Origin of the sequence: Pseudomonas sp. WS 5010, from assembly GCF_012985565.1 — a bacterium.
In the GTDB taxonomy this organism is placed as follows: Bacteria; Pseudomonadota; Gammaproteobacteria; order Pseudomonadales; family Pseudomonadaceae; genus Aquipseudomonas.
This window is the reverse complement of the sequence record NZ_JAAQWQ010000005.1, coordinates 601,653-622,826: the sequence shown is the minus strand read 5'-3', so window position 1 is coordinate 622,826 and position 21,174 is coordinate 601,653. Positions and strand designations below refer to the sequence as shown.

24 protein-coding genes and 1 pseudogene are annotated in these 21,174 nt (G+C 60.8%); 9 read left to right on the top strand and 16 right to left on the bottom strand.

Annotated features, from left to right (window positions below; genetic code table 11):
- Positions 1-81: 81 nt before the first annotated feature.
- Positions 82-1,755 carry a DEAD/DEAH box helicase gene (locus HBO11_RS19795; protein ID WP_017136163.1) on the bottom strand — a complete coding sequence of 558 codons (1,674 nt, stop codon included), beginning with the start codon at positions 1,753-1,755 and terminating at the stop codon, positions 82-84.
- 422 nt (positions 1,756-2,177) lie between these two features.
- On the opposite strand from HBO11_RS19795, the gene HBO11_RS19790 reads away from it, so the two are divergent.
- The gene (locus HBO11_RS19790) at positions 2,178-2,969 is read left to right on the top strand and encodes a crotonase/enoyl-CoA hydratase family protein (RefSeq protein WP_169952637.1); all 792 of its coding nucleotides are present in this window, start codon (positions 2,178-2,180) and stop codon (positions 2,967-2,969) included.
- A 122-nt stretch (positions 2,970-3,091) separates the two neighbouring features.
- On the opposite strand, the gene HBO11_RS19785 is transcribed toward HBO11_RS19790, so the two are convergent.
- A complete protein-coding gene (locus HBO11_RS19785; RefSeq protein ID WP_169952639.1) occupies positions 3,092-3,847 on the bottom strand; it encodes a spermidine synthase in 756 nt (251 codons plus the stop codon).
- A gap of 142 nt (positions 3,848-3,989) precedes the next feature.
- Here HBO11_RS19785 and HBO11_RS19780 point away from each other — a divergent pair, with 142 nt between their 5' ends.
- Positions 3,990-5,336: a 3-deoxy-7-phosphoheptulonate synthase class II gene (locus HBO11_RS19780; protein WP_169952641.1), complete on the top strand. Its 1,347-nt coding sequence runs from the start codon at positions 3,990-3,992 to the stop codon at positions 5,334-5,336.
- A gap of 89 nt (positions 5,337-5,425) precedes the next feature.
- On the opposite strand, the gene HBO11_RS19775 is transcribed toward HBO11_RS19780, so the two are convergent.
- Together HBO11_RS19775 and HBO11_RS19770 are read right to left on the bottom strand one after the other, a co-directional pair.
- Positions 5,426-6,658 carry a winged helix-turn-helix domain-containing protein gene (locus HBO11_RS19775; RefSeq protein WP_169952643.1) on the bottom strand — a complete coding sequence of 411 codons (1,233 nt, stop codon included), beginning with the start codon at positions 6,656-6,658 and terminating at the stop codon, positions 5,426-5,428.
- Positions 6,659-6,701: 43 nt separating this feature from the next.
- On the bottom strand, positions 6,702-6,908 hold the full coding sequence (locus HBO11_RS19770) for a DUF1127 domain-containing protein (RefSeq protein ID WP_169952645.1): 207 nt from the start codon (positions 6,906-6,908) through the stop codon (positions 6,702-6,704).
- A gap of 70 nt (positions 6,909-6,978) precedes the next feature.
- Here HBO11_RS19770 and HBO11_RS19765 point away from each other — a divergent pair, with 70 nt between their 5' ends.
- On the top strand, positions 6,979-7,860 hold the full coding sequence (locus tag HBO11_RS19765) for a LysR family transcriptional regulator (RefSeq protein WP_169952647.1): 882 nt from the start codon (positions 6,979-6,981) through the stop codon (positions 7,858-7,860).
- Here HBO11_RS19765 and HBO11_RS19760 read toward each other — a convergent pair.
- Positions 7,850-8,599 carry a sulfite exporter TauE/SafE family protein gene (locus HBO11_RS19760; protein WP_169952650.1) on the bottom strand — a complete coding sequence of 250 codons (750 nt, stop codon included), beginning with the start codon at positions 8,597-8,599 and terminating at the stop codon, positions 7,850-7,852. The genes HBO11_RS19765 and HBO11_RS19760 overlap by 11 nt on opposite strands.
- 111 nt (positions 8,600-8,710) lie before the next feature.
- Between HBO11_RS19760 and HBO11_RS19755 the strand changes: the two genes are divergently transcribed.
- Both HBO11_RS19755 and HBO11_RS19750 read left to right on the top strand, forming a co-directional pair.
- Positions 8,711-9,661: a LysR family transcriptional regulator gene (locus HBO11_RS19755; RefSeq protein WP_169952653.1), complete on the top strand. Its 951-nt coding sequence runs from the start codon at positions 8,711-8,713 to the stop codon at positions 9,659-9,661.
- A gap of 44 nt (positions 9,662-9,705) precedes the next feature.
- A pseudogene (locus HBO11_RS19750) lies at positions 9,706-9,885 on the top strand (organic hydroperoxide resistance protein); the annotation flags it as partial.
- Between the two features lie 61 nt (positions 9,886-9,946).
- Here the strand turns inward: HBO11_RS19750 and HBO11_RS19745 are convergent.
- Entirely contained in the window at positions 9,947-10,519 is a 573-nt protein-coding gene (locus tag HBO11_RS19745) for an elongation factor P (protein WP_169952655.1), read from the bottom strand.
- A gap of 49 nt (positions 10,520-10,568) precedes the next feature.
- Positions 10,569-11,702 carry an elongation factor P maturation arginine rhamnosyltransferase EarP gene (gene earP / locus HBO11_RS19740; protein WP_169952657.1) on the bottom strand — a complete coding sequence of 378 codons (1,134 nt, stop codon included), beginning with the start codon at positions 11,700-11,702 and terminating at the stop codon, positions 10,569-10,571.
- 132 nt (positions 11,703-11,834) lie between these two features.
- Here earP and HBO11_RS19735 point away from each other — a divergent pair, with 132 nt between their 5' ends.
- Together HBO11_RS19735 and HBO11_RS19730 are read left to right on the top strand one after the other, a co-directional pair.
- Positions 11,835-12,203, top strand: a complete 369-nt coding sequence (locus HBO11_RS19735) for a hypothetical protein (protein WP_169952659.1) — start codon at positions 11,835-11,837, stop codon at positions 12,201-12,203.
- 13 nt (positions 12,204-12,216) lie between these two features.
- On the top strand, positions 12,217-12,699 hold the full coding sequence (locus HBO11_RS19730; RefSeq protein WP_169952661.1) for a GreA/GreB family elongation factor: 483 nt from the start codon (positions 12,217-12,219) through the stop codon (positions 12,697-12,699).
- Positions 12,700-12,704: 5 nt separating this feature from the next.
- On the opposite strand, the gene cysB is transcribed toward HBO11_RS19730, so the two are convergent.
- From cysB to HBO11_RS19705, 5 genes are all read right to left on the bottom strand, one after another.
- On the bottom strand, positions 12,705-13,679 hold the full coding sequence (cysB, locus tag HBO11_RS19725; RefSeq protein ID WP_010176165.1) for an HTH-type transcriptional regulator CysB: 975 nt from the start codon (positions 13,677-13,679) through the stop codon (positions 12,705-12,707).
- Between the two features lie 104 nt (positions 13,680-13,783).
- Positions 13,784-14,284, bottom strand: a complete 501-nt coding sequence (locus tag HBO11_RS19720) for a universal stress protein (RefSeq protein WP_169952663.1) — start codon at positions 14,282-14,284, stop codon at positions 13,784-13,786.
- 70 nt (positions 14,285-14,354) lie between these two features.
- On the bottom strand, positions 14,355-15,272 hold the full coding sequence (locus HBO11_RS19715; RefSeq protein WP_169952665.1) for a 5'-nucleotidase: 918 nt from the start codon (positions 15,270-15,272) through the stop codon (positions 14,355-14,357).
- 9 nt (positions 15,273-15,281) lie between these two features.
- Complete coding sequence (locus HBO11_RS19710) at positions 15,282-16,244, bottom strand: putative 2-dehydropantoate 2-reductase (RefSeq protein ID WP_169952667.1); 963 nt, start codon at positions 16,242-16,244, stop codon at positions 15,282-15,284.
- The gene (locus tag HBO11_RS19705) at positions 16,241-16,576 is read right to left on the bottom strand and encodes a thioredoxin (RefSeq protein ID WP_346266478.1); all 336 of its coding nucleotides are present in this window, start codon (positions 16,574-16,576) and stop codon (positions 16,241-16,243) included. The genes HBO11_RS19710 and HBO11_RS19705 overlap by 4 nt, the downstream gene beginning before the upstream one ends.
- A gap of 187 nt (positions 16,577-16,763) precedes the next feature.
- Here HBO11_RS19705 and HBO11_RS19700 point away from each other — a divergent pair, with 187 nt between their 5' ends.
- A complete protein-coding gene (locus tag HBO11_RS19700) occupies positions 16,764-17,840 on the top strand; it encodes a 3-deoxy-7-phosphoheptulonate synthase (RefSeq protein ID WP_099169512.1) in 1,077 nt (358 codons plus the stop codon).
- A 55-nt stretch (positions 17,841-17,895) separates the two neighbouring features.
- Here the strand turns inward: HBO11_RS19700 and HBO11_RS19695 are convergent, their stop codons facing one another.
- The gene (locus HBO11_RS19695; RefSeq protein WP_169952669.1) at positions 17,896-18,177 is read right to left on the bottom strand and encodes a GNAT family N-acetyltransferase; all 282 of its coding nucleotides are present in this window, start codon (positions 18,175-18,177) and stop codon (positions 17,896-17,898) included.
- A gap of 614 nt (positions 18,178-18,791) precedes the next feature.
- Between HBO11_RS19695 and oprI the strand changes: the two genes are divergently transcribed.
- Positions 18,792-19,043: an outer membrane lipoprotei OprI gene (gene oprI, locus HBO11_RS19690; protein WP_003172710.1), complete on the top strand. Its 252-nt coding sequence runs from the start codon at positions 18,792-18,794 to the stop codon at positions 19,041-19,043.
- A 134-nt stretch (positions 19,044-19,177) separates the two neighbouring features.
- Here oprI and HBO11_RS19685 read toward each other — a convergent pair whose 3' ends face one another.
- From HBO11_RS19685 to HBO11_RS19675, 3 genes are read right to left on the bottom strand one after another with little or no spacing between them, the layout of a single operon-like run.
- Positions 19,178-20,146: a L,D-transpeptidase family protein gene (locus HBO11_RS19685; RefSeq protein ID WP_169952671.1), complete on the bottom strand. Its 969-nt coding sequence runs from the start codon at positions 20,144-20,146 to the stop codon at positions 19,178-19,180.
- Between the two features lie 60 nt (positions 20,147-20,206).
- Positions 20,207-20,503 carry a hypothetical protein gene (locus tag HBO11_RS19680; RefSeq protein WP_029297976.1) on the bottom strand — a complete coding sequence of 99 codons (297 nt, stop codon included), beginning with the start codon at positions 20,501-20,503 and terminating at the stop codon, positions 20,207-20,209.
- Between the two features lie 56 nt (positions 20,504-20,559).
- On the bottom strand, positions 20,560-21,165 hold the full coding sequence (locus HBO11_RS19675) for an arylesterase (RefSeq protein ID WP_169952673.1): 606 nt from the start codon (positions 21,163-21,165) through the stop codon (positions 20,560-20,562).
- Positions 21,166-21,174: the final 9 nt, after the last annotated feature.

Below are 21,174 nucleotides of genomic sequence, written 5' to 3'. Positions count from 1 at the left end.
GGGCCCGGTAAAACCCAGGCATAAAAAATCCCCGAACCAGTCGGGGATTTTTTATGTTCGATCAATCAACCCAAGGGTCGATCAATCTTCGCGATAGCGACGCAGCTTGAGCTGCTTGCCAGCAACACGGGTGTCCTTCAGCTTGGCCAGCAATTTCTCCAGGCCATCTTCCGGCAGCTCCACCAGGGAGAAGCTGTCACGCACCTGGATGCGACCGATCGCTTCACGTGCCAGGCCACCCTCGTTGAGGATAGCGCCCAGCAGGTTCTTGGCTGCGATGCCATCACGCGCGCCCAGCGCGGTACGGCAGCGAGCACGGCCTTCGGCCAATGGAACCGGAGCACGACGCTCACGATCACCACGGTCCGGACGATCACCGGTACGCTCTGGACGATCACCGCGCGGAGCGTTGTTCGGCACCAGTGGACGTTCTTTCTCGATCGCTGCCAGAGTCAGGGCCTGACCGTTGGTAGCCTTGCGCAGCAGGGCCGCAGCCAGGGCACGCGGGGTGCAACCGATATCGGCGGTCAGGCGGTCCAGCAGGTCGCCGTGGGTCGATTCAGCGTCAGCCACCAGCGGCGACAGGCTGTTGGTCAGTTTCTTGATGCGCGCATCGAGAACAGCCTGGGCATCCGGCAGACGGACTTCGGCAACTTTCTGACCGGTTACACGCTCGATCACTTGCAGCATGCGGCGCTCACGTGGAGTCACCAGCAGCAGTGCACGACCTTCGCGACCGGCACGGCCAGTACGGCCGATACGGTGAACGTAGGACTCTGGATCGTACGGCATGTCCACGTTGAACACGTGGGTGATACGCGGAACGTCGAGACCACGAGCCGCTACGTCGGTCGCCACAACGATGTCCAGACGGCCATCCTTGAGGGAGTCGATCACGCGCTCACGTTGGTTCTGGGCAATGTCACCGTTCAGCGCAGCGGCTTTGTAGCCTTTGGCTTCCAGGGCACTGGCCAGGTCCAGGGTCGCTTGCTTGGTGCGCACGAACATGATCAGGGCGTCGAAGTCTTCGACTTCCAGCAGGCTCAATACAGCCGAGGTCTTCTGGTCAGCGTGAACCAACAGGTGAGCCTGTTCGATCGCGGTAACGGTCTGAGTCTTGGTCTGGATCTTCACGTGTTGCGGATCGCGCAGATGGCGTTCGGCAATGGCGCGGATAGACTGTGGCAGGGTGGCCGAGAACAGTACGGTCTGACGGGTCGGTGGCAGTGCCTTGAAGATGACTTCCAGGTCATCCATGAAGCCCAGCTTCAACATTTCGTCAGCTTCGTCGAGAACCAGGTGGTTCACGGTCGACAGTACTTTTTCGTCACGGCGCAGGTGGTCGCACAGACGGCCCGGAGTGGCGACAACGATCTGTGCGCCATTACGGATTGCTTTCAGTTGTGGGCCCATAGGCGCGCCGCCGTAAACGGCCACAACGGTAACGCCTGGCATTTGCTTGGCGTAGGTTTCGAAAGCGGTTGCTACTTGCAGCGCCAACTCACGGGTTGGCGCCAGGATCAGGGCTTGCGGCTCGCGCTTGGCAGGATCGATGCAGTGCAGGATAGGCAGGGCGAACGCGGCGGTTTTACCGGTACCGGTTTGCGCCTGGCCAATCATGTCTTGGCCGGCCATGATGATCGGGATCGATTGCTGCTGAATAGCCGAAGGTTCTTCGTAGCCGGTCGCGATGACGGCAGCAAGAATGTTCGGGTTAAGATTAAAAGCGGCGAAGCCGCCGGTTTCCTGGGTCATGGGTCTGCCTCTAAGTGCATCCGCAAAGACCCATGCTCCAAAGCTGCGCATGCCGTGTTGAGACTCAAGAGTCGCCCTGGCTGCTTTGTCGGCGGGGATTTGCGAAAACGAATGAATGAAAAAGATTCGTCAAGGGAGAGTCCGCTGTGCGGACGTGCAGCCGAAGCTGACTTCGGGGAATTGCGCTACCTAAACGCGGCCCGGTTAAAGGCCGGCGCGCACTATACCGGAAATCCCTGAAAAAGGGAGCTTTTTTTATCGGAAAAGACCATTCGACTGCTCTGCGTCACAGGCTTTGCGCATCCTCGCAGGAGCGTCTATTTTTCAAAGGCCCGGCCCTGTTGGTCATTGCGCTTAAACGCTTCACCTTTTGCAGCGGGCCCTTCGGTCCGAAACTGCCTTTCGCGCCCGAGGATCCAGCCATGAGTCAAGCCAGCAGCAGCCGCGTCAGCCGTGAACTACAAGGGCATGTCCTGCTGCTTGGGCTGGATCGGGTAGCCAAGCGCAACGCCTTTGATCTCGACCTGCTCAACGAACTGAGCCTGGCCTATGGCGAATTCGACCGCAACGAAGAAGCACGGGTGGCCGTGGTGTTCGGGCATGGCGACCACTTCACCGCCGGGCTGGACCTGATCAACGTCGCGCACACCATGGCCCAAGGCTGGCAACCGCCGCTGGGCGGATGCGATCCGTGGGGTGTGTTCGCCGGGCCCAGGGTCAGCAAACCGGTGATCGTGGCCGCCCAGGGCTACTGCCTGACCATCGGTATCGAATTGATGCTCGCAGCAGACATCAACCTGTGTGCCAGCAATACGCGCTTTGCGCAGATGGAAGTACAACGTGGGATCTTTCCTTTTGGTGGCGCCACCCTGCGCCTGCACCAGATTGCCGGCTGGGGCAACGCCATGCGCTGGCTGCTCACGGGTGACGAGTTCGATGCCCATGAGGCCCTGCGCCTGGGGCTGGTGCAGGAGGTCATGGCCAGCGAAGACCTGCTGCCCCGGGCGCTGGCGCTGGCCAACCGGATTGCCAGCCAGGCGCCGTTGGGCGTGCAGGCGACGTTGACATCGGCACGCCAGGCGCGAGATGAGGGCGAGACCGCTGCGGCGGCCGGGTTACCGGCGCTGGTGGAGAAACTGCTGGGCAGCGAGGATGCCAAGGAAGGGGTACGGGCGATGCTGGAGAAGCGGCCGGGGGTGTTCAAGGGGTTGTGAACAGACAGTGATGGCCTCATCGCCGGCAAGCCAGCTCCCACAGGGGGAGATCTTGGCCATGCAGAATAGCCACAGAACAAATGTGGGAGCGGGCTTGCCCGCGATGAGGCCAGTGCAGGCACCTAAGTCGCCGGCCGAACCGCCTTGATCAACGCCTGCAACGAATACCCCAGGCGCGGCGCCAGCGCCTCGGCCCGCGCAGAAACCGCCGCCAGGTCCAGCGTCTGGTCCAGGTCCGCCGGCACGATCAGGATCACATTGCCCTCCTTCACCGGCAACTCCCAGTAATGTCGATGATAAAGCCCACGCAACAACGCAGCGCCCAGGGGCTTGCCATCATCGGTGGCCCACTGGTTGATCACCAGCCAGCCACCCGGATTGAGCTTCTTCTGGCAGTTTTCCAGGAAAGTCCAGGCCAGGTGACCAACCCCCGGCCCGACATCGGTATACAAGTCGACGAAAATCAGGTCCGCCGGCTCCGCTGTCTCCAGCAATTCCAGGGCATCGCCAACACGGATGTACAGCCGTGGATCATCATCCAGCCCCAGGTATTCAATGGCCAGGCGCGGCACATCCGGGCGCAGCTCAATGGCCTCGACATCTTCCAGCGGCAGGAACTTGAGGCAGGCCTGGGTCAGCGTCCCAGCCCCCAGGCCAAGAAACAGCGCACTTTCGGGCTGCTCATGGCACAAGGCGCCAATCAACATGGCACGGGTGTAGTCGTACTCCAGCCAGCTGGGGTCGGCAGTGAACACACAGCTCTGTTCGATGGCATCGCCAAACTCGAGAAAGCGGTAATCAGCCACTTCCAGCACACGGATCAAGCCGAAGTCATCATGGACCTCAGCCAACAGGCGCTCGACGCGCTCCTCAGTCATTTCATCTCCTAATGGGCCCGGGCACGGGTTCAAGCCGCCTGGTAGCAAGCGGGAAAGGCGCGATTGTCGGCCAAGCGGCGCCAGCAGGTCACGCACTAATTGCTGATAACATGCACGCTCCCGACATTCATTCGAGTTCACGATGAGCCAACCCTGGAGCCCCGACAGCTGGCGCGCCCTGCCGATCCAGCAACAACCCCGCTACCCCGACGCCGCGCACTTGCTGCAGGTCGAGCAGAGCCTGGCCAGCTACCCGCCGCTGGTGTTCGCCGGCGAAGCCCGGGAGCTGCGCCGCCAGTTTGCCGAGGTGACCCAAGGTCGCGCGTTCCTGCTGCAAGGTGGCGACTGTGCCGAGAGCTTTGCCGAGTTCTCTGCCGCGAAAATCCGCGACACCTTCAAAGTGTTGCTGCAGATGGCCATTGTCATGACCTTCGCCGCCGGCTGTCCGGTGGTCAAAGTCGGGCGCATGGCCGGCCAGTTCGCCAAGCCGCGCTCGGCCAACGATGAAACCATCGATGGCATCACCCTGCCCGCCTACCGTGGCGACATCGTCAACGGTATTGGTTTCGACGAGAAAAGCCGCGTCCCGGACCCCGACCGCCTGTTGCAGTCCTATCACCAGTCCACCGCCACCCTGAACCTGCTGCGCGCCTTCGCCCAGGGCGGTTTTGCCGACCTGCACCAGGTGCACAAGTGGAACCTGGACTTTATCGCCAACTCCGCCCTGGCCGACAAGTACAGCCAACTGGCAGACCGTATCGACGAGACCCTGGCCTTCATGCGCGCCTGCGGCATGGACAGCTCGCCACAATTGCGCGAGACCAGCTTCTTCACCGCCCACGAAGCACTGCTGCTCAATTACGAGCAAGCCTTCGTGCGTCGTGACAGCCTGACCAACGATTACTACGACTGTTCGGCCCATATGCTGTGGATCGGCGACCGCACGCGCCAACTCGATGGCGCGCACGTCGAGTTCCTGCGCGGGGTGAACAACCCGATCGGGGTCAAGGTCGGCCCGAGCATGAACCCCGACGACCTGATTCGCCTGATCGACATCCTCAACCCGGATAACGACCCCGGCCGCCTGAACCTGATCGCGCGCATGGGCGCCAACAAGGTCGGCGATCACCTGCCCGACCTGATCCGCGCCGTGCAGCGCGAAGGCAAGCAGGTGTTGTGGAGCAGCGACCCGATGCATGGCAACACCATCAAGGCCAGCAGCGGCTACAAGACCCGGGACTTCGCGCAGATCCTTAGCGAAGTGAAGGAATTCTTCCAGGTCCATGAAGCCGAAGGCACTTATGCCGGTGGGATTCATATCGAAATGACCGGGCAGAATGTCACCGAGTGCATCGGTGGCGCGCGGCCGATTACCGAGGATGGCTTGTCGGACCGCTACCACACCCATTGTGACCCGCGGATGAATGCCGATCAGTCGCTGGAGCTGGCGTTCTTGATTGCCGAGACGCTCAAGCAGGTCAAACGCTAGGGCAGGCGTGGCCTGATCCACCGCTATCGCGGGCAAACTCGACTCCCACCGTGGTCAATGTGGGAGCCGGGCGTGCCCGCGATAGCGCCCTATCTGCCAGCCTCCATTGCCAGCATCGCCACCCGCAACCGGGTCGCGCTATGCCGCTGACAATTGATCTGCACCTGCTCCAACCCCAGCCAATCCGCCATCTGCCGCAAGCTCAATGCCAGCGCCAACATCCCCGCCTCGTCCAACCCCGGCTCTTGCTCGTGCACGGCATGCACCGCCAGCCGGCCATTGGCTCGCTCGGCGCGCAAGTCCACCCGTGCGGCGATCCGTTCGTTATGCAGGAACGGCAGCACGTAATAGCCGTACACCCGCTTGTCCTGCGGGGTGTAGATTTCCAGGCGATAGCGAAAGTCGAACAGGCGCTCGGTACGGCTACGCTCCCAGATCAATGAATCAAAGGGCGACAGCAAGGCACTGGCCGCGACCTTGCGCGGGACGGTAGGCTCGGGCAGGCAATACGCTGGCTGTTTCCAGCCCTGGACCTGGCACACCTGCAATTGCCCGTCCTCGACCAATTCGGCGAGGCGCCCACGACTGTCTGCTGGGTCCAGGCGAAAGTAATCGCGCAGGTCCTTTTCCGTAGCAATACCCAGCGCCGTCGCGGCATGCCGCAGCAGGCCACGCTGGGCGCTGTGTTCACTCAAGGGCGCCTGTTGCAGAATCGCCGCCGGGATGACGCGCTCCGGCAGGTCGTACAGGCGCTCGAAACCACGGCGCCCGGCCACCGTCACCAGGCCTGCGGCAAACAGCCATTCCAGCGCGTGCTTTTCATCACTCCAATCCCACCATGGCCCGGCGCGCTCTTCACGGGTCGACAGGCTGCCCGCGCCCAACGCGCCCTGCTGCTCGACGATGGCCAGCACGCGTCGGATAGTGGCCTGTTGCTCGCGACCAAAACGCGCCATCTGCTGATAGATCCCCTGCCCCTCGGATGCGCGCTGCATGCGCCAGCGCATCAGTGGATAAAGGGCCATGGGCAGCAGCGAGGCTTCATGCCCCCAATACTCAAACAACGTGTGCTGGCGCCCCTGGCTCCAGGCCGCCTGCTCGAGCAACAACGGCGAGTAACTGCCCAGGCGGGAAAACAGCGGCAGGTAGTGGGAGCGCACCACGGCATTGACCGAATCAATCTGCAACACGCCCAGGCGCTCGATCACACGGTTAACCTGGGCGGCCTTGATCTGCGCGGGCGGCTGGCGCCCGGAAAAGCCTTGGGCCGCCAGTGCCAGGCGGCGCGCCTGCTTGAGGGAAAAACTCAGTTCTGCGGGCATGTGCATCTCCTGATTGCGCCCGCGAACTGTAGCGCGATGCCGGTCATTTACCCAACGGGTCGTTCCAGAAATGGCGGTGGCGTTCCTGCTCGACATCGGCCCGGGTCAAGCCAATATCCTTGAGTGAGTCATCGCTCATTTGCGCCAGCACCTGACGCTCGCGCTGCATGGCGTACCAACGAAATACCCTTTGAAACAGCCCGGCGAATGGACGTCTCACCAGCAACACATAACCTTTTTGGCCTTTCATCATCTCGCCCTCCAGTGGGGATGACTAAAGTCTGTGCCCAGGACTATGATCAATCCAACGAATGTTTCTTATGCAATACATCTCTGAGATTGATCAATTGAACCACTACCCGAGCATCGATACCGACGTGCTGCGCACCTTCGTCGCCATCGCCGACCAAGGTGGCTTCACCCGCGCCGGCGAGAAAGTCAATCGCACCCAGTCGGCGGTGAGTATGCAAATGAAGCGCCTGGAGGAGGACGTGCTGCAACGCAAGCTGTTTGAGCGCGACGGCCGGCAGGTCCGGCTCACGCCCGAGGGCCAGGTGTTGCTGGGGTATGCGCGGCGCATCCTGAAGCTGCACAGCGAGGTGTTCAATACCTTGCGCGAGCCGCATATGGTCGGGCTGGTGCGCATCGGCACGCCGGACGACTACGTGATGCGCTACCTGCCCGGTATCCTCAAGCGCTTTTCCAAGGCCTACCCGCTGATCCAGATCGAGATGCACTGCGAAGGCACGCCAGTGTTGATGCAGCGACGTGACCTGGCGTTGACGGTGGTCAGCCGCGAACCGGGAAATGAAATCGGCGAACTGCTGCGCAACGAGCGCATGGTCTGGGTAGCGTCACCGTGCTTCTGCGTGGATGAACACGAGACCCTACCCCTGGCGATCGCCGGCCTGGACAGCTTTTGTACGCAATGGGCCCGAGCCTCGCTGGACGCCGTGGGGCGCGAGTACCGCCTGGCCTATCACAGCTCCAACGGTGCGGCGATCCAGGCAGTGGTCGGAGCCGGGCTGGCGGTGACGGTCATGATGGAAAGCCTGGTCACCGAAGACCTGCGCATACTTGGCAGCGACGAAGGTTTCGGCCCGCTGCATACGGTCAACCTGCGCCTGCTGCGCAACCCGAACATGACCTCGCCCATCACCGAATGCCTGGCCGAGTACATCCTCGACGGCTTCAGACTTTAAAGGTCAACATCACCGCGCACACCACCAGGAAGCCGCAGAACAGACCGCGCAGCAGGCGCTCTGGCAATGCGTGGGCGATTTTCACCCCCCAACTGATACTCAGCAGCCCACCGACCGCCAGGGGCACGCCGATCAGCCAGTCCACTTCCTGATGCCATGCGTAGGTCACCAGGGTCACGCCGGTACTGGGCAAGGCCAGTGCCAGGGACAGGCCCTGGGCAACCACCTGGGTGGTGCCGAACACACTGGTCAAGACCGGCGTTGCAACCACCGCGCCGCCGACACCGAACAGGCCTCCCATGGATCCCGACGCCGCGCCCAACACACCCAGCCATGGCCAGGAATAGCGCATCTGCGCAGAAGGTGGCGCATTGCTGGTGACCATGCGCAACAGGTTGTATGCCGACAGGGCCAGCAAAAATGCGATAAAGCCAATGCGCATCACGCCCGCATCGATGCCCACCGCCCAGATCGACCCCAGCCAGGCAAAGCAAAAACCCGTGATTCCAAGCGGCAAGGCATGGCGCAGCTCAATGCGATTGCGCTGGTGATAACGCCACAACGCCAGCATCACATTGGGTACGACCATCACCAGCGCCGTGCCTTGGGCAATCTGCTGATCCAGGCCAAACAGCACGCCGAGCACCGGAATCGCGATCAGCCCGCCACCAATGCCAAATAGCCCGCCCACGGTACCCAGGGCTATGCCCAGCACCACATACATCGCCATATCCACCACAACCGCACCCCCTGCACTGTCTCAAGCCCTGCATGCTACGCAGTCCACTCTGGCATGGATACGCATAGCAACGCACAATGGCTATGCCAAATCCGCACAAGCGAGCGCCCTATGAGCCCCACTACCCTGACCGATCAACTGGGACTGTTTCTCGATGTGCTGGAGGCCGGCAGCTTTTCCGCAGCGGCGCGACGCCATCCGCTGACCCCCTCCGCCGTGGCCCGGCGCATCGACAGCCTGGAAAGCGCCTTGGGCAGCCAACTGTTCCTGCGCAGCACCCATGCGGTATTGCCCACCCCTGCCGGGCTCGCGTTTGCCGAGCGCGCGCGGCGGATTGTGCGAGAGCTGCAATTGGCTCGGGCCGAGGCCGTGTCGCTGAGCCACGCGCCCGAAGGCCTGATTCGCGTGGACGCACCCGCCGCGTTTGGCCGGCGACACCTGGCGCCGGCAATTGCGGACTTCCTGACGGTCTACCCGGGCCTGGACGTACACCTGCATCTGATCGACAGCTTTGTCGACATGCAGGGCGAGCACCTGGGCAAGGTGGACCTGGTGCTGCGCGCGGGGCATATCGTCGACACGCGGTTGATCGCCACACCCTTGGCTAGCATTGTGCGAATCGCCTGTGCCAGCCCGACCTACCTAAAAAACCGTGGTACACCGACCCATCCCAGCCAGCTCAACGAACACGACGGCCTGGATTGGGAAGGCCTGGCGCCGATGTTCGCCTGGCGCTTTGAACTTGATGGGCGCAAGAACATTTACCGTCCGCAGCGTATCCGCATGAGTGCCAACAATGCCGAAGCCTTGCTGTCCGGTGCCCTGGCCGGGCTGGGCATCGCTCACCTGCCTACCTGGCTGGCCAGCGAATACCTGGTTCGCGGAGAACTGGTGCCGTTATTCTGCGAAAATGGCCTACCGACCGCAGAAAGTGCCGGCATCTACGCCCTGCGCCTGGAGCAGCAGGCCAACGCCCGCAGCCGCCTGCTGCTGGAGTACCTCAAGAGCCGTTTCAGCCCCGTCCCACCGTGGGATCTGGCGTTGCAAAGTAGCTGGGGCTGACTGCTGCTATAGCCACCGCCATCAACCCGGAGCAACTGTTCGCCGCTCATGCAGGCATCGGCCAGATTCCCGGTGGTTTTGGCCTGGATATCGACTTTTACGTACCCCTCCCCAGCCGGGAGCAAGACGAAGCGCAAAGCCTGGTGGACGCCGCGCATCAGGTCTGCCCGTACTCCAACGCGACCCGTGGCAATGTCGATGTGCGTTTGCATATCACCGTGTGACTGGCCAGCAGGCATAAAAAAACCCGACTCTTGGCCGGGTTTTTTATCAGTAACGCCAGAATTACTTCTTGGCGCGACCTTTGTACGAACCACCTTCACGGGTGTCGATCTCGATCATGTCGTCGATTTCGATGAAATCAGCAACTTGCAGTTCGGTACCGTTAGCCAGCTTGGCAGGCTTCATCACTTTGCCCGAAGTGTCACCGCGAGCGGAACCTTCGGTGTAGGCAACCTTACGCACGATAGTGGTCGGCAGCTCTACGGAAACCAGACGATCTTCGAAGAAAATAGCTTCGCAGACGTCGGTCATGCCTTCTTCGATAAACGGCAGAACGCCTTCGATATCTTCAGCGTTCAGTTCGTACATGGTGTAGTCGGTGGTGTCCATGAACGTGTAGGTGTCGCCGCTGATGAAGGACAGGGACGCTTCCTTGCGGTCGAGGATCACGTCTTCCAGCTTGTCATCGGCACTGTAAACGGTTTCGGTCTTGTAACCGGTCAGCAGGTTCTTCAGCTTGGTCTTCATGATCGCGCTGTTACGGCCCGATTTGGTGAACTCAGCTTTTTGAACCAACCATGGATCGTTGTCGATCTTAATTACGGTACCGGGTTTCAGTTCTTTACCAGTTTTCATTGCATATATCCGAAATTTGGATGGGATTGACAAAAATCAAGGTGGCGTATCATATCCAATTTTCATAAAACTGTACCAGCGCCGTCGCAAGATCAGCCTGCGAGGCCTGTTCCAGACACCATTTCTCGGCATGCACGGCCAGTTCCGGCCAATGTTCAAGCACGGTTTCCCAGCTTGAGGCCATGTCGCTATCCGTGTTCCAGGCCTGCCATAGGGCAATCAGCGCAGTTTTCGCGGGTGCAGACAGGTCCTGGGTGTACAGCGCGAGGAACGCATCGAGCTTGTCCAGGTGAATGTCTTCATCCTGGCGGTAGATATGCCATAGCAACGGGCGCCCAGCCCATTGCGCGCGCACAAAGGAGTCTTCACCGCGCACGGCATTGAAGTCGCAGCACCACAGCAGGCGGTCGTACTGCTCCTGGCGCACGAACGGCAGCACCTGCACCGTCAGCATACCGCGCACATGAATATCCCCTGCCGCCAATGCCTCCACTCCCAGCCAGCGCTGCACATCGCCGAGGATGCGCCCTTCCGGCACGAGCAGATGGGTGGCTTGCCCGTCCGCTGCCAATACCTGCAGCCAACTGGCCAGGCCGGCATTTTCGTAGGCAAACAGCGAGATCAACCGCGCGCCCACCGCCGGAAAAACACCCAAGCACTGTAGGAACTGTTGCTGGGCCTGGGGATCACCCTGAAACGCCTGACGCCGCTCGATCAACCCGGCCTCACGCAGCAAGCCGCCTGTGCCCGGACGGAAGCCTGGAAAGAAGAAGTACTTTTGCACGCCCTTGAACTTGACCGATGGCAGACCGTGACAGCCGACCACCCACTCCTCGGCACTCAGGTAATCCAGGTTCATCCACAATGGCATGCGCTCGCGGGCTGCCATGGCCTCCATGTAGTCCGGTGGCAATTGGCAGGCGAAGGCGGCGATCACCACGTCCGCCGTCGGCGTGGCCGGCCAGTCTGCGGGCCAGTGGCGCACATCCACACCCTCGCGCCACTGCTGCGCCAACTGCACATCCACCTCGGGGCACATGCGCTCGAATGCCCGCAGATCATCGACCCACAGTCGCACCGCACAGCCCTGTTCTGCCACCAGTTGCCGGGCCAGGCGCCAGGTCACGCCAATGTCGCCGTAGTTGTCGACGACGCTGCAAAAAATATCCCAGCGGGCTTTCATTCCGGGCTCCATCAGTCAAAGGCTCGATTGTCCGCATAAATGCCGCCAGGCAGAAGGGTTGATCGCGATTATTCTGCACACAGGCTGTGCGACAATCCAAAGCTTGCCGCAACCGCCCGCCAGGAGGCCGTCATGTCCGATCGTCCGTTGTCGATGTTCAAACTCAGTATTGCCGTGGCCCTGGGCCTGTGGCTGGGCTTTGTCGCCATCGCGCTGACAGGCTGGCTGGCCTCGCGCTACCTGCTTGAACAACCCGTGGCCGCCGTCACCCAGGCCGTTCAACAACTGGGCAAGCCGCCAGCCGCAATCCCAGAGCCGCCAAACCGGATGTTCGAGCAATACCAGCAAAACCTGCACAAGCAGGAACAACAACAGGCGCTGGATCAGGCCCGGGACAACCCGCGCAACCTGGCCAACCCCGAATGCCAGTTCTGGCTCCAGCAGGACCAGAACGCCCCCAACGACAAGAGCCGGGCCAACGTCCTGCAATTTTGTGATTGAGCTGTAAGCCCCCATGAATAAAAACGCCGTCCTCCAGTTGATCCTGGAAAAACTCGCCGCCGACCTGGATGTGGCGCAACGCGCCGCGCAAACCGCCTACGAAACCGCAACCCACGAAGAAAACATCGCCGAGAACAAGTACGACACCCTGGGCCTGGAAGCCTCTTACCTCGCCGCCGGGCAAGCCAAGCGCGTCGAGGAAATCAAGCAGTCACTGGTGGTGTGCCAGAACCTCAACCTGCGGCCCTACGAGGAACAACGGGGGATCGAGGTGGGCGCCCTGCTCGGCCTGGAAGATGACAACGGCCGTCAGCAATGGCTGTTCCTCGCGCCGGACGCGGCAGGCCTGAAAGTCTATGTAGTGGGGCAGTTGGTGACCGTCATCACCCCTCGCTCGCCGCTGGGCAAAAGCCTGCTGGGCAAGTTCGAGGGCGATGAGGTGGAGATTCTGGTGGCAGGCGCCCGGCAACAATTCGTGGTGACCGAGGCCCGCTAGGCCGATCAGTGAACCGGCAGTTCAACGCCGTCGAACAGTTCTTCGAGTTCCTGCTTGTTATGGCACTGGATCGCCTTGGCCATGACTTCACGGGTCAGGTGCGGGGCGAACTTCTCGATAAAATCGCACATGAAGCCGCGCAGGAACGTGCCCCGACGGAAGCCGATCTTGGTCACGCTGGACTCGAACAGTTCGCTGGCATCCAGCACCACCAGGTCGCTGTCAAGCTTGGTGTCGACGGCCATCTTGGCCACGATGCCGACGCCCAGGCCCAGGCGCACGTAGGTCTTGATCACGTCGGCATCAGCCGCAGTGAACACCACTTTTGGCGTGAGGCCGCGATGGCTGAAGGCTTCGTCGAGTTTGGAGCGGCCGGTGAAGCCGAACACGTAGGTCACAATCGGGTATTCCGCCAGCGCTTCGAGGGTCAGCTTCGGCAGTTTGGCCAGTGGGTGGCCCTGGGGCACCACGACGCAGCGGTTCCAGCGATAGCACGGCATCATCACCAGGTCACCGAACAGCTCCAGGGCTTCGGTGGCGATGGCGAAGTCGACGGTGCCATCGGCCGCCATCTCGGCGATCTGCATCGGCGACCCCTGGTGCATGTGCAGGGCCACGTCCGGGTACTGCTTGATGAACGAACTGATCACCGGCGGCAGCGCGTAACGGGCCTGGGTGTGGGTGGTGGCAATCGACAGGGTGCCTTTTTTCTCGTTGGAAAATTCCTGGGCGATCTGCTTGATGCTTTCAACCTTGCGCAGGATTTCGCCGGCAGTAGTGATGATGCGCTCACCGGCAGGCGTGACGCGGGTCAGGTGCTTGCCGCTGCGGGCGAACACTTCGACGCCCAATTCATCTTCGAGCAGGCGGATCTGTTTACTGATACCCGGTTGCGAGGTGTAGAGGCTTTGAGCCGTGGCGGAAACGTTGAGGTCGTGGTGCGCCACTTCCCAGATGTAGCGCAGTTGTTGAAGCTTCATATGTGTCCCTCAAAGCAGATAGACGCCACGGATATCAGCGACGGTATATAACTATATTAAAGGTTGGATTGATAAATCTAGAACTTTTTATCGTTTACGCCCCATCACACATCTTCACTGCGTCGACGCTGCAACAAAGGCACCAGATACACCGGCACCTGGGACAACTGCAACACCCGCGCCGCCGTCCGCCCCAACGGGGTCGAGATTCCTGCGCCCTGGCTATGACTTCCTACGATCAACAAATCCACCGAGAGTTTCTGCGCCTGGTCGAGAATCACTTGGGCGGGGTCCCCCTGGATCACCCGCACCGAACGAATCGCCTGCAAGTCCTGCTCGCCGTCCTGCAACTCTTCACGAAAACTGTCCAGCACCCGCTGTTCGATGTTCGCCATTACCGTGTTCAGCCCCTGGCTCTGCCATTCGCTCAAGGCCTGCTCATCAAGATAGGTTTGCAGCACCGATTCTGCGAACAGTCCGATCGGCTCCACCACATGAATCACATACAGGTCCGCCTTGAACGTACGCGCCATCGCCAGCGCATGTTGCATCACGTAAGGCGCATACACACCCAGGTCTGAGGCATACAACATCGACCGAATCATAGAACCTCCTGGACTGCCAGGATGGCGGGGATTGTTTCAGCTTAGCAGCGCCTCCGCGACTGCGATGAACTTAGCTCTGGACCTGGACTTTGGGCTCATTGCTCACGCCATGGGGCACATGTCCGGTGGCCACGACCTCCCTGGCTTTTTCGCAATGGCCGGCCTGGTCGTCAAAAAAAACATCGGCAGCGAACGCTTCTAGGAACGCTGATTTTTCCAGGCCGCCGAGAAACAGCGACTCGTCCAGGCGGATATCCCACTCACGCAAGGTGCGGATCACCCGCTCGTGGGACGGCGCCGAACGTGCCGTCACCAGCGCCGTGCGGATCGGGCATGACTCATCGGGGAACTCGCGCTGCAACAGATTGAGGGCCGCCAGGAATCCCTTGAATGGCCCACCCCGTAGCGGTTCGCGGGCCGCTTGCCGCTCGCTGGCCTGGAAGGCTTCCAGGCCGCCACTTTGGTAGACGCGCTCGGACTCGTCGGAAAACAGCACCGCGTCACCATCAAAGGCAATCCGCAGCTCGGCACTGGACGCGCGACGGGCGCCGCCGGACAAAATGGTCGCTGCCGCAAAACCGGCATCCAGCGCGCTGCGCACATCTTCGGCGTGAGTCGAGAGAAACAGGTGGCTGCCAAACGCCGCCAGATAAGGGTGGGGGTTACGCCCACCGACAAAGGCTGCGCGGGAAATATCCAGGCCGTAGTGCTGGATCGAATTGAACACGCGCAGGCCGGTATCGGCACTGTTGCGCGACACCAGCACCACTTCGACCCGCGCACGGCCGAGGCTGGCATTGAGGGTCAGGAGTTTCTTGACCAGAGGGAACGCATCCCCCGGTTCAAGAATTTCTTCCTCGTGGTCGATCTGGTATTTGCGGTAGGCCTCGACGCCCTGGGCCAGGTAAACCTTATGGCTTTCGCCCAGGTCGAACAGGGCCCGCGAGGAAATCGCCAGTACCAGTTTGTCGCTCATGCCTTTGGCCATGTCTGCTCCTCAGCTCTTGCGTCGATCAATAAAGCCCAAGGCCTGATACAGCGCCTGCATCCGCGGCAATTGGCAGCCGGCGGCCCGGGCGGCGGCCAGCGGGCGGGCGTAGATCGCGGCCAGTTCCAGGGGGCGCTGGTGCAGGTGATCGTGATACATGCTGGGCCAGTAATCCGTCAAACGCTCGGTCATGCTGAACATCTGCTCAGCGTACCCCGGCGCGATCTCATGGCCGCACGCGTGGGCGCCCTGCACCACTTCGGCCATCAGGCCCTGGATCAACTCCCGACTGGATTCGTCGGCCATCAACTGCGAGGTATTGGCACCGAGCAACACCGACAGGCCGTTGTACGGCACATTCCACACCAGTTTATGCCAGCGCGCCTGGTCCAGGTCTGGCATGGCCTGGGAGTCGATCCCGGCCTGGCGGAACAGGCCCGCGCCCTCCTCGACAATCGCCTGGCGACGTACAGCATCATCCGTCGCATTACCGCTGTGATAGCCAAGGCTGACCCGGCCCATGGCCTGGTGCTCGACGATCCCCGGCCCGGAACGGTGCACGCAGATGTAACAAAGACCGCCAAGCAAATGCAGGGACGGCGGCAGATGCTCGCGCAGGCCATCTTCGACACCCAGGCCATTTTGCAACAGGACAACCTTGGCATCGGGCGCCGCCACCTGGGCAATGGTTGGCGCCAGTTCAACGTTGCCGGTGGTCTTGGTGCCCACCAACAGCCAGTCGCAAGGCGGCATGTCGGCCGCATTGGTGTAGGCCTGGACCGGGTGCAGGCTCAAGGCGCCATGCACCGCGCTATTAAGTTGCAAGCCGCGCTCACTGACCGCTGCGAACTCACTGCGCAGCAGGAAATGTACGTCGAACCCGGCGCGCGCCAGCATCAACCCGTAAAAACCACCGATGGCACCGGTGCCGATAATCCCAATGCGTGGCCCTGGCTCAACTGCATTCGTCATGGCAACTCCTCTGGTTCCTGTTTGAGCGCCTCATCTATAGCGGCACTGAGCTCGCCGGCGTTCAGGCCAACCTGTAGCGCACCGTGCAGTTGACCCTCGCACACTACAAATATGGCCGGCAAATGAAAGATCCCGTAACGCTGCACTGCGCCACCATTATGCCCAGCGTCGACCCAGCAGATGCGCGCAACCGGCAGGTTCCACCCCGGCATCTGTTGGCGTGCCCAGCGGCAACTGGCACAGCCAGCGCCGGTAAATACCAGCAGCGAAGCGCCAGGTAGCGCCAACAACTGCTGGTCGATATCCAAATCCGTCAATTCAAACGCTTTCACTCGATCTGCACCACGACCTTCAACCAGGCAACACACTATCAGGCCGCACGACAACGCGCGCAATTGCCCATTGTCGAGCAGGCTTGTACGCGCTAAGGTTCGGCTCCCCGCTGCATTTAAATCATGCTGTGCTCCGCCGCACGGGGTTCGCTGGCGGCCGGCACCCGTGACCCTGACGAGTAACACGATGGCTGATTTACCGATCAACGACCTAAACGTCGAATCCAACGAGACCCTGATCACGCCCGATCAGCTCAAGCGCGAAATCCCTTTGAGCGACGCTGCCCTGCAGACCGTCACCAAGGGCCGCGAAGTCATTCGTGACATCCTCGACGGCACTGACCACCGCCTGTTCGTGGTGATCGGTCCTTGCTCGATCCACGACCTCAAGGCTGCCCACGAGTACGCCGAGCGCCTCAAAGTGCTGGCGGCGGAAGTGTCCGACACCCTGTACCTGGTGATGCGCGTGTATTTCGAGAAGCCGCGCACTACCGTCGGCTGGAAAGGCCTGATCAACGATCCGTACCTGGACGACTCGTTCAAGATCCAGGACGGCTTGCACATCGGTCGCAAGCTGCTGCTGGACCTGGCTGAAATGGGCCTGCCAACGGCCACCGAAGCCCTGGACCCGATTTCCCCGCAATACCTGCAGGACCTGATCAGTTGGTCAGCGATCGGTGCGCGTACCACCGAATCGCAAACCCACCGCGAAATGGCCTCTGGCCTGTCCTCGGCCGTGGGCTTCAAGAACGGGACCGATGGCGGCCTGACCGTGGCGATCAACGCGCTGCAGTCGGTTTCCAGCCCGCACCGTTTCCTGGGGATCAACCAGGAAGGTGGCGTGTCCATCGTCACCACCAAGGGCAACGCCTATGGCCACGTGGTCCTGCGTGGCGGCAATGGCAAGCCCAACTATGATTCGGTCAGCGTGGCCCTGTGCGAACAGGCCCTGAGCAAGGCGAAGATCAAGCCGAACATCATGGTCGATTGCAGCCACGCCAACTCCAACAAGGACCCGGCCCTGCAGCCGCTGGTGATGGAGAACGTGGCCAACCAGATCCTGGAAGGCAACCAGTCGATTATCGGCCTGATGGTCGAGAGTCACCTGAACTGGGGCTGCCAGGCGATTCCCAAGGATCTGGCCGACCTGCAATACGGCGTATCGATCACCGATGCCTGCATCGACTGGTCCGCCACCGAGACCACCCTGCGCAGCATGCACGCCAAGCTCAAGGACGTATTGCCCAAGCGCAAACGCACCTGACGCACACAAAAACGCCGGGCTAAGCCCGGCGTTTTTTTTGCCTGCATGCTGGCTTTTACAGCTTCGCGGCGTGGCGCTGGTGGCGCTCCATGTAGCGCTCCACGTAGGAGCAGGACGGGATTACCGTATAGCCCATGCTCTCGGCGTATTGCAGCGCCTCTTCGGTCAGCGCAGCGGCAATGCCACGCCCACGCAGGACATTGGGCACAAACGTGCGGTAGATATCCAGGGTCTGCTTCCCCAGGTCCATGTAGGTCAGATAGGCACGATGACCGTCCACATTGGTCTCGAACTGATGACCAGCCTGGTCATGGTGGATGGACAACGCCTCGCTCATCACTACTCCTCGCGGGTCTTGGTTTCTGACCCCTACCTTACCGATGTTTTTCCGGCGAAGGAACATCTACGCCACCCCGTGCCGGTTTCGACAACGAGAAAAGCCCTACAGCACTCACGCCCCGCACCAAGGAATAGTAGGCACCAATCCTGTCATTGCTCAAGAGACGCTCGTCATCCATCGGGCTGGCGGACATAGAAAGGGCTGATCGAACATCCTGTGGTCGATAGCCTGAACATTGCCGACAGTTGAAGCTTGAGACGAACCACCGCTTTTAAAGTCACCTCTACATGCGCGAAAGATGCCCATCAGCGTCTGGACAATCTGAACAATAGTATTGGCGCAGATATATAAATTGACATCGACTTACAACGTTTAACACTTGCCAGGCGGCGCTTTCAGCCTGGATCCAATCTTTGACCGCGCAGCACAAACTGGATAATTTTTATACAAACTCGCTAAAGATTAGCCAAAATAGATTCGGCACAAGAATTTTTTTTGCTTCTTGCGCTACGTCAGTTTACTTACTACAAGTAATGGGTAGTATGTACGCCGGCTATTAGCTCACTCTGAGATACTAGCCATTAAATAGAAAGTCCTTGAAGGGGAACACGATGAACAACGTTCTGAAATTCTCTGCTCTGGCTCTGGCCGCAGTTCTGGCTACCGGTTGCAGCAGCGTCTCCAAAGAAACCGAAGCTCGTCTGACTGCAACTGAAGACGCAGCAGCTCGCTCCCAGGCTCGTGCAGACGAAGCCTACCGTAAAGCTGATGAAGCTCTGGCTGCTGCTCAAAAAGCACAACAGACTGCTGATGAAGCTAACGAGCGCGCTCTGCGCATGCTTGAAAAAGCTAGCCGCAAGTAATAATCCTTCGGGGTTGTTATCAAGCCGATCCATTTTTGGATCGGCTTTTTATTGCCCGGGATTGGGCTTTAGATTCCAGGCAATAAAAAGCCCGCCAGGGGCAATCCGTGGCGAGCTTCGTCTGGCATCAGTCACTACTGCTGCAGATCGACCGGCATGCTGCTGACCATCGGCGCCGTGCCTGGCTCGCCGATTTGCGCGGGCAAGCCATCTTCGGCCGCCACCACATCACGCACCTCATCCCAGTTGACCCGCAGGTTATTGGCCAGGTCTTCACGCTTAAGCATGGCGTTGATCACAGCGGTGTGCTTGTCGACCACCGACGGCGTACCGTCGTCATTCAAGGGCGCGTGCGCCTCCAGGTAGACCTTGCCGCCGCTGATACCGAACTTGTAGGCATCATTGATGATCCGCACAGGCGTGCCCACCGGAACCATCTTGGCCATCTCCAGCACGTTGCTGTTGAACATGCGGAAGCAGCCATGGCTGGTACGGGTGCCGATGCCGAACTTCTTGTTGGAGCCATGAATCAGGTAGCCCGGCGTCCCCAGGGTGAACTTGAACGGACCCAGGGGGTTGTCGGGACCGGCCGGTACCACGTTGGGCAGCGGGTCGCCGTCTGCCGCGTGCTCGGCCTTGATCGACGCGGGCGGGGTCCAGGTCGGGTTGGGGGTCTTGGCAATGATGCTGGTATGGGCAATCGGCGAGCCCCAGCCCTCACGACCGATCCCCAACGGGAAGGTGTACACCACGTCCTGGCCCTTGGGGTAGTAGTACAGACGGTACTCGGCCAGGTTGATCACGATGCCTTCCCGGGGACCCGGTGGCAAAATGAAACGGGTCGGCAGCACAATCTCCGCCCCAGCCCCCGGCAACCAGGCATCCACGCCGGGGTTGGCCGCGACCATCTCCGAATAGCCCAGGTCATAGGTAGCACCCAGGTCGGCAAAGGTGTCTTCGTACTTGGCCTTGATCACCTGGACCTGGCCGACAATGTCTTCACCCGGCGGCGGCAGGGGCAGTTGCAGGGCCGCGACAGGACCGGCTGCACACAAGGCAGCGAGAGACAGGCAACGGGTGACGACAGGCAAGCGCGACAACATCCGGAAAATCCTTCGCAGATCGACGGGGGGTAAAATGGCGATTGTAGCGTGTACCTGCCCTTAAAGCTCGAAGCGCAGCTCAGGCCAGATAGGCGGCGTACCACGTTTTTGCGATTCGAGAATCGCCCGGCACAAGGGGCACAGGCGCTGGTCCTGGAAGATCGAGCGATCCACCGAGGACCAGCGTGGCTGGGCTGGCAGCAATGTGCCGCAGAGCGTCCGGTCGATGGTACCGCCCAGTTCCAGCTGGCGCGTCACCAGGTGTACCTTCACTTCCTGGCAGGCGAACAGATCCAACTGCTCGTCGGGCTCGATCAGTTGGTAGGCAAACAGGGACCAGGCGGGACGCGACGACATCGGGGGCTCCAAATCGGGGGCGCCACCTTAGCCGAAAGACCGCTGCTAGAAAAGCGTCATAACAGCGGTTTTAGCGTCGGCCAGACATTTTCCAGCAACTTGGCCTGGGCACCGACTGCCGGGTGCAGCTGATCAGCCTGCATCATGTCCGGATGGCCACCCACGCCCTCCAGGAAAAACGGCACCAGCGGGACGTTTTTTTCCTTGGCCAGCACACCATAGACCTCAGCAAATGCCGTGGTATATCGCGGGCCATAATTGGGCGGCAACTGCATCCCCAGCAGCAACACCTTGGCGCCACCGGCCTTGGACTGGTCAATCATCGACGCAAGATTTTGTTGCAATTGCGCTGGAGGCTGCCCGCGCAAGCCGTCGTTGCCGCCCAACTCGATCACCACCACGTCCGGCTTATGCTCTGCAAGCGCCGCCGGCAGCCGCGCCAAGCCTCCGGCGCTGGTGTCGCCGCTGATGGAGGCATTGACCACCTTATCGTCGAAACCCTCCTTCTTGAGCCGTTGCTCCAGCAGTGCCACCCACCCTTTGCTGGTATCCAGGCCGAAACCGGCACTGATACTATCGCCAACGATCAGGACAGTACCCGCCGCTGCGTTCTGGGCCATGCACATCAGGGCCAGGCCAGCACTCAAAAACCATATTCGCATCGGATTCTC

Bases quoted from the DNA above. Each gene is read 5' to 3' on its own strand.
- HBO11_RS19765 (WP_169952647.1), top strand. From the start codon at position 6,979: ATGCAATACATCTCTGAGATTGATCAATTGAACCACTACCCGAGCATC.
- HBO11_RS19785 (WP_169952639.1), bottom strand. From the start codon at position 3,847: ATGACTGAGGAGCGCGTCGAGCGCCTGTTGGCTGAGGTCCATGATGAC.
- HBO11_RS19675 (WP_169952673.1), bottom strand. From the start codon at position 21,165: ATGCGAATATGGTTTTTGAGTGCTGGCCTGGCCCTGATGTGCATGGCC.
- HBO11_RS19680 (WP_029297976.1), bottom strand. From the start codon at position 20,503: ATGTCGTCGCGTCCCGCCTGGTCCCTGTTTGCCTACCAACTGATCGAG.
- HBO11_RS19695 (WP_169952669.1), bottom strand. From the start codon at position 18,177: ATGAGCGAGGCGTTGTCCATCCACCATGACCAGGCTGGTCATCAGTTC.
- oprI (WP_003172710.1), top strand. From the start codon at position 18,792: ATGAACAACGTTCTGAAATTCTCTGCTCTGGCTCTGGCCGCAGTTCTG.
- HBO11_RS19715 (WP_169952665.1), bottom strand. From the start codon at position 15,272: ATGGCCAAAGGCATGAGCGACAAACTGGTACTGGCGATTTCCTCGCGG.
- HBO11_RS19710 (WP_169952667.1), bottom strand. From the start codon at position 16,244: ATGACGAATGCAGTTGAGCCAGGGCCACGCATTGGGATTATCGGCACC.
- cysB (WP_010176165.1), bottom strand. From the start codon at position 13,679: ATGAAGCTTCAACAACTGCGCTACATCTGGGAAGTGGCGCACCACGAC.
- HBO11_RS19685 (WP_169952671.1), bottom strand. From the start codon at position 20,146: ATGTTGTCGCGCTTGCCTGTCGTCACCCGTTGCCTGTCTCTCGCTGCC.
- HBO11_RS19780 (WP_169952641.1), top strand. From the start codon at position 3,990: ATGAGCCAACCCTGGAGCCCCGACAGCTGGCGCGCCCTGCCGATCCAG.
- HBO11_RS19700 (WP_099169512.1), top strand. From the start codon at position 16,764: ATGGCTGATTTACCGATCAACGACCTAAACGTCGAATCCAACGAGACC.
- HBO11_RS19795 (WP_017136163.1), bottom strand. From the start codon at position 1,755: ATGACCCAGGAAACCGGCGGCTTCGCCGCTTTTAATCTTAACCCGAAC.
- HBO11_RS19770 (WP_169952645.1), bottom strand. From the start codon at position 6,908: ATGAAAGGCCAAAAAGGTTATGTGTTGCTGGTGAGACGTCCATTCGCC.
- HBO11_RS19745 (WP_169952655.1), bottom strand. From the start codon at position 10,519: ATGAAAACTGGTAAAGAACTGAAACCCGGTACCGTAATTAAGATCGAC.
- HBO11_RS19720 (WP_169952663.1), bottom strand. From the start codon at position 14,284: ATGATTCGGTCGATGTTGTATGCCTCAGACCTGGGTGTGTATGCGCCT.
- earP (WP_169952657.1), bottom strand. From the start codon at position 11,702: ATGAAAGCCCGCTGGGATATTTTTTGCAGCGTCGTCGACAACTACGGC.
- HBO11_RS19755 (WP_169952653.1), top strand. From the start codon at position 8,711: ATGAGCCCCACTACCCTGACCGATCAACTGGGACTGTTTCTCGATGTG.
- HBO11_RS19735 (WP_169952659.1), top strand. From the start codon at position 11,835: ATGTCCGATCGTCCGTTGTCGATGTTCAAACTCAGTATTGCCGTGGCC.
- HBO11_RS19730 (WP_169952661.1), top strand. From the start codon at position 12,217: ATGAATAAAAACGCCGTCCTCCAGTTGATCCTGGAAAAACTCGCCGCC.
- HBO11_RS19790 (WP_169952637.1), top strand. From the start codon at position 2,178: ATGAGTCAAGCCAGCAGCAGCCGCGTCAGCCGTGAACTACAAGGGCAT.
- HBO11_RS19775 (WP_169952643.1), bottom strand. From the start codon at position 6,658: ATGCCCGCAGAACTGAGTTTTTCCCTCAAGCAGGCGCGCCGCCTGGCA.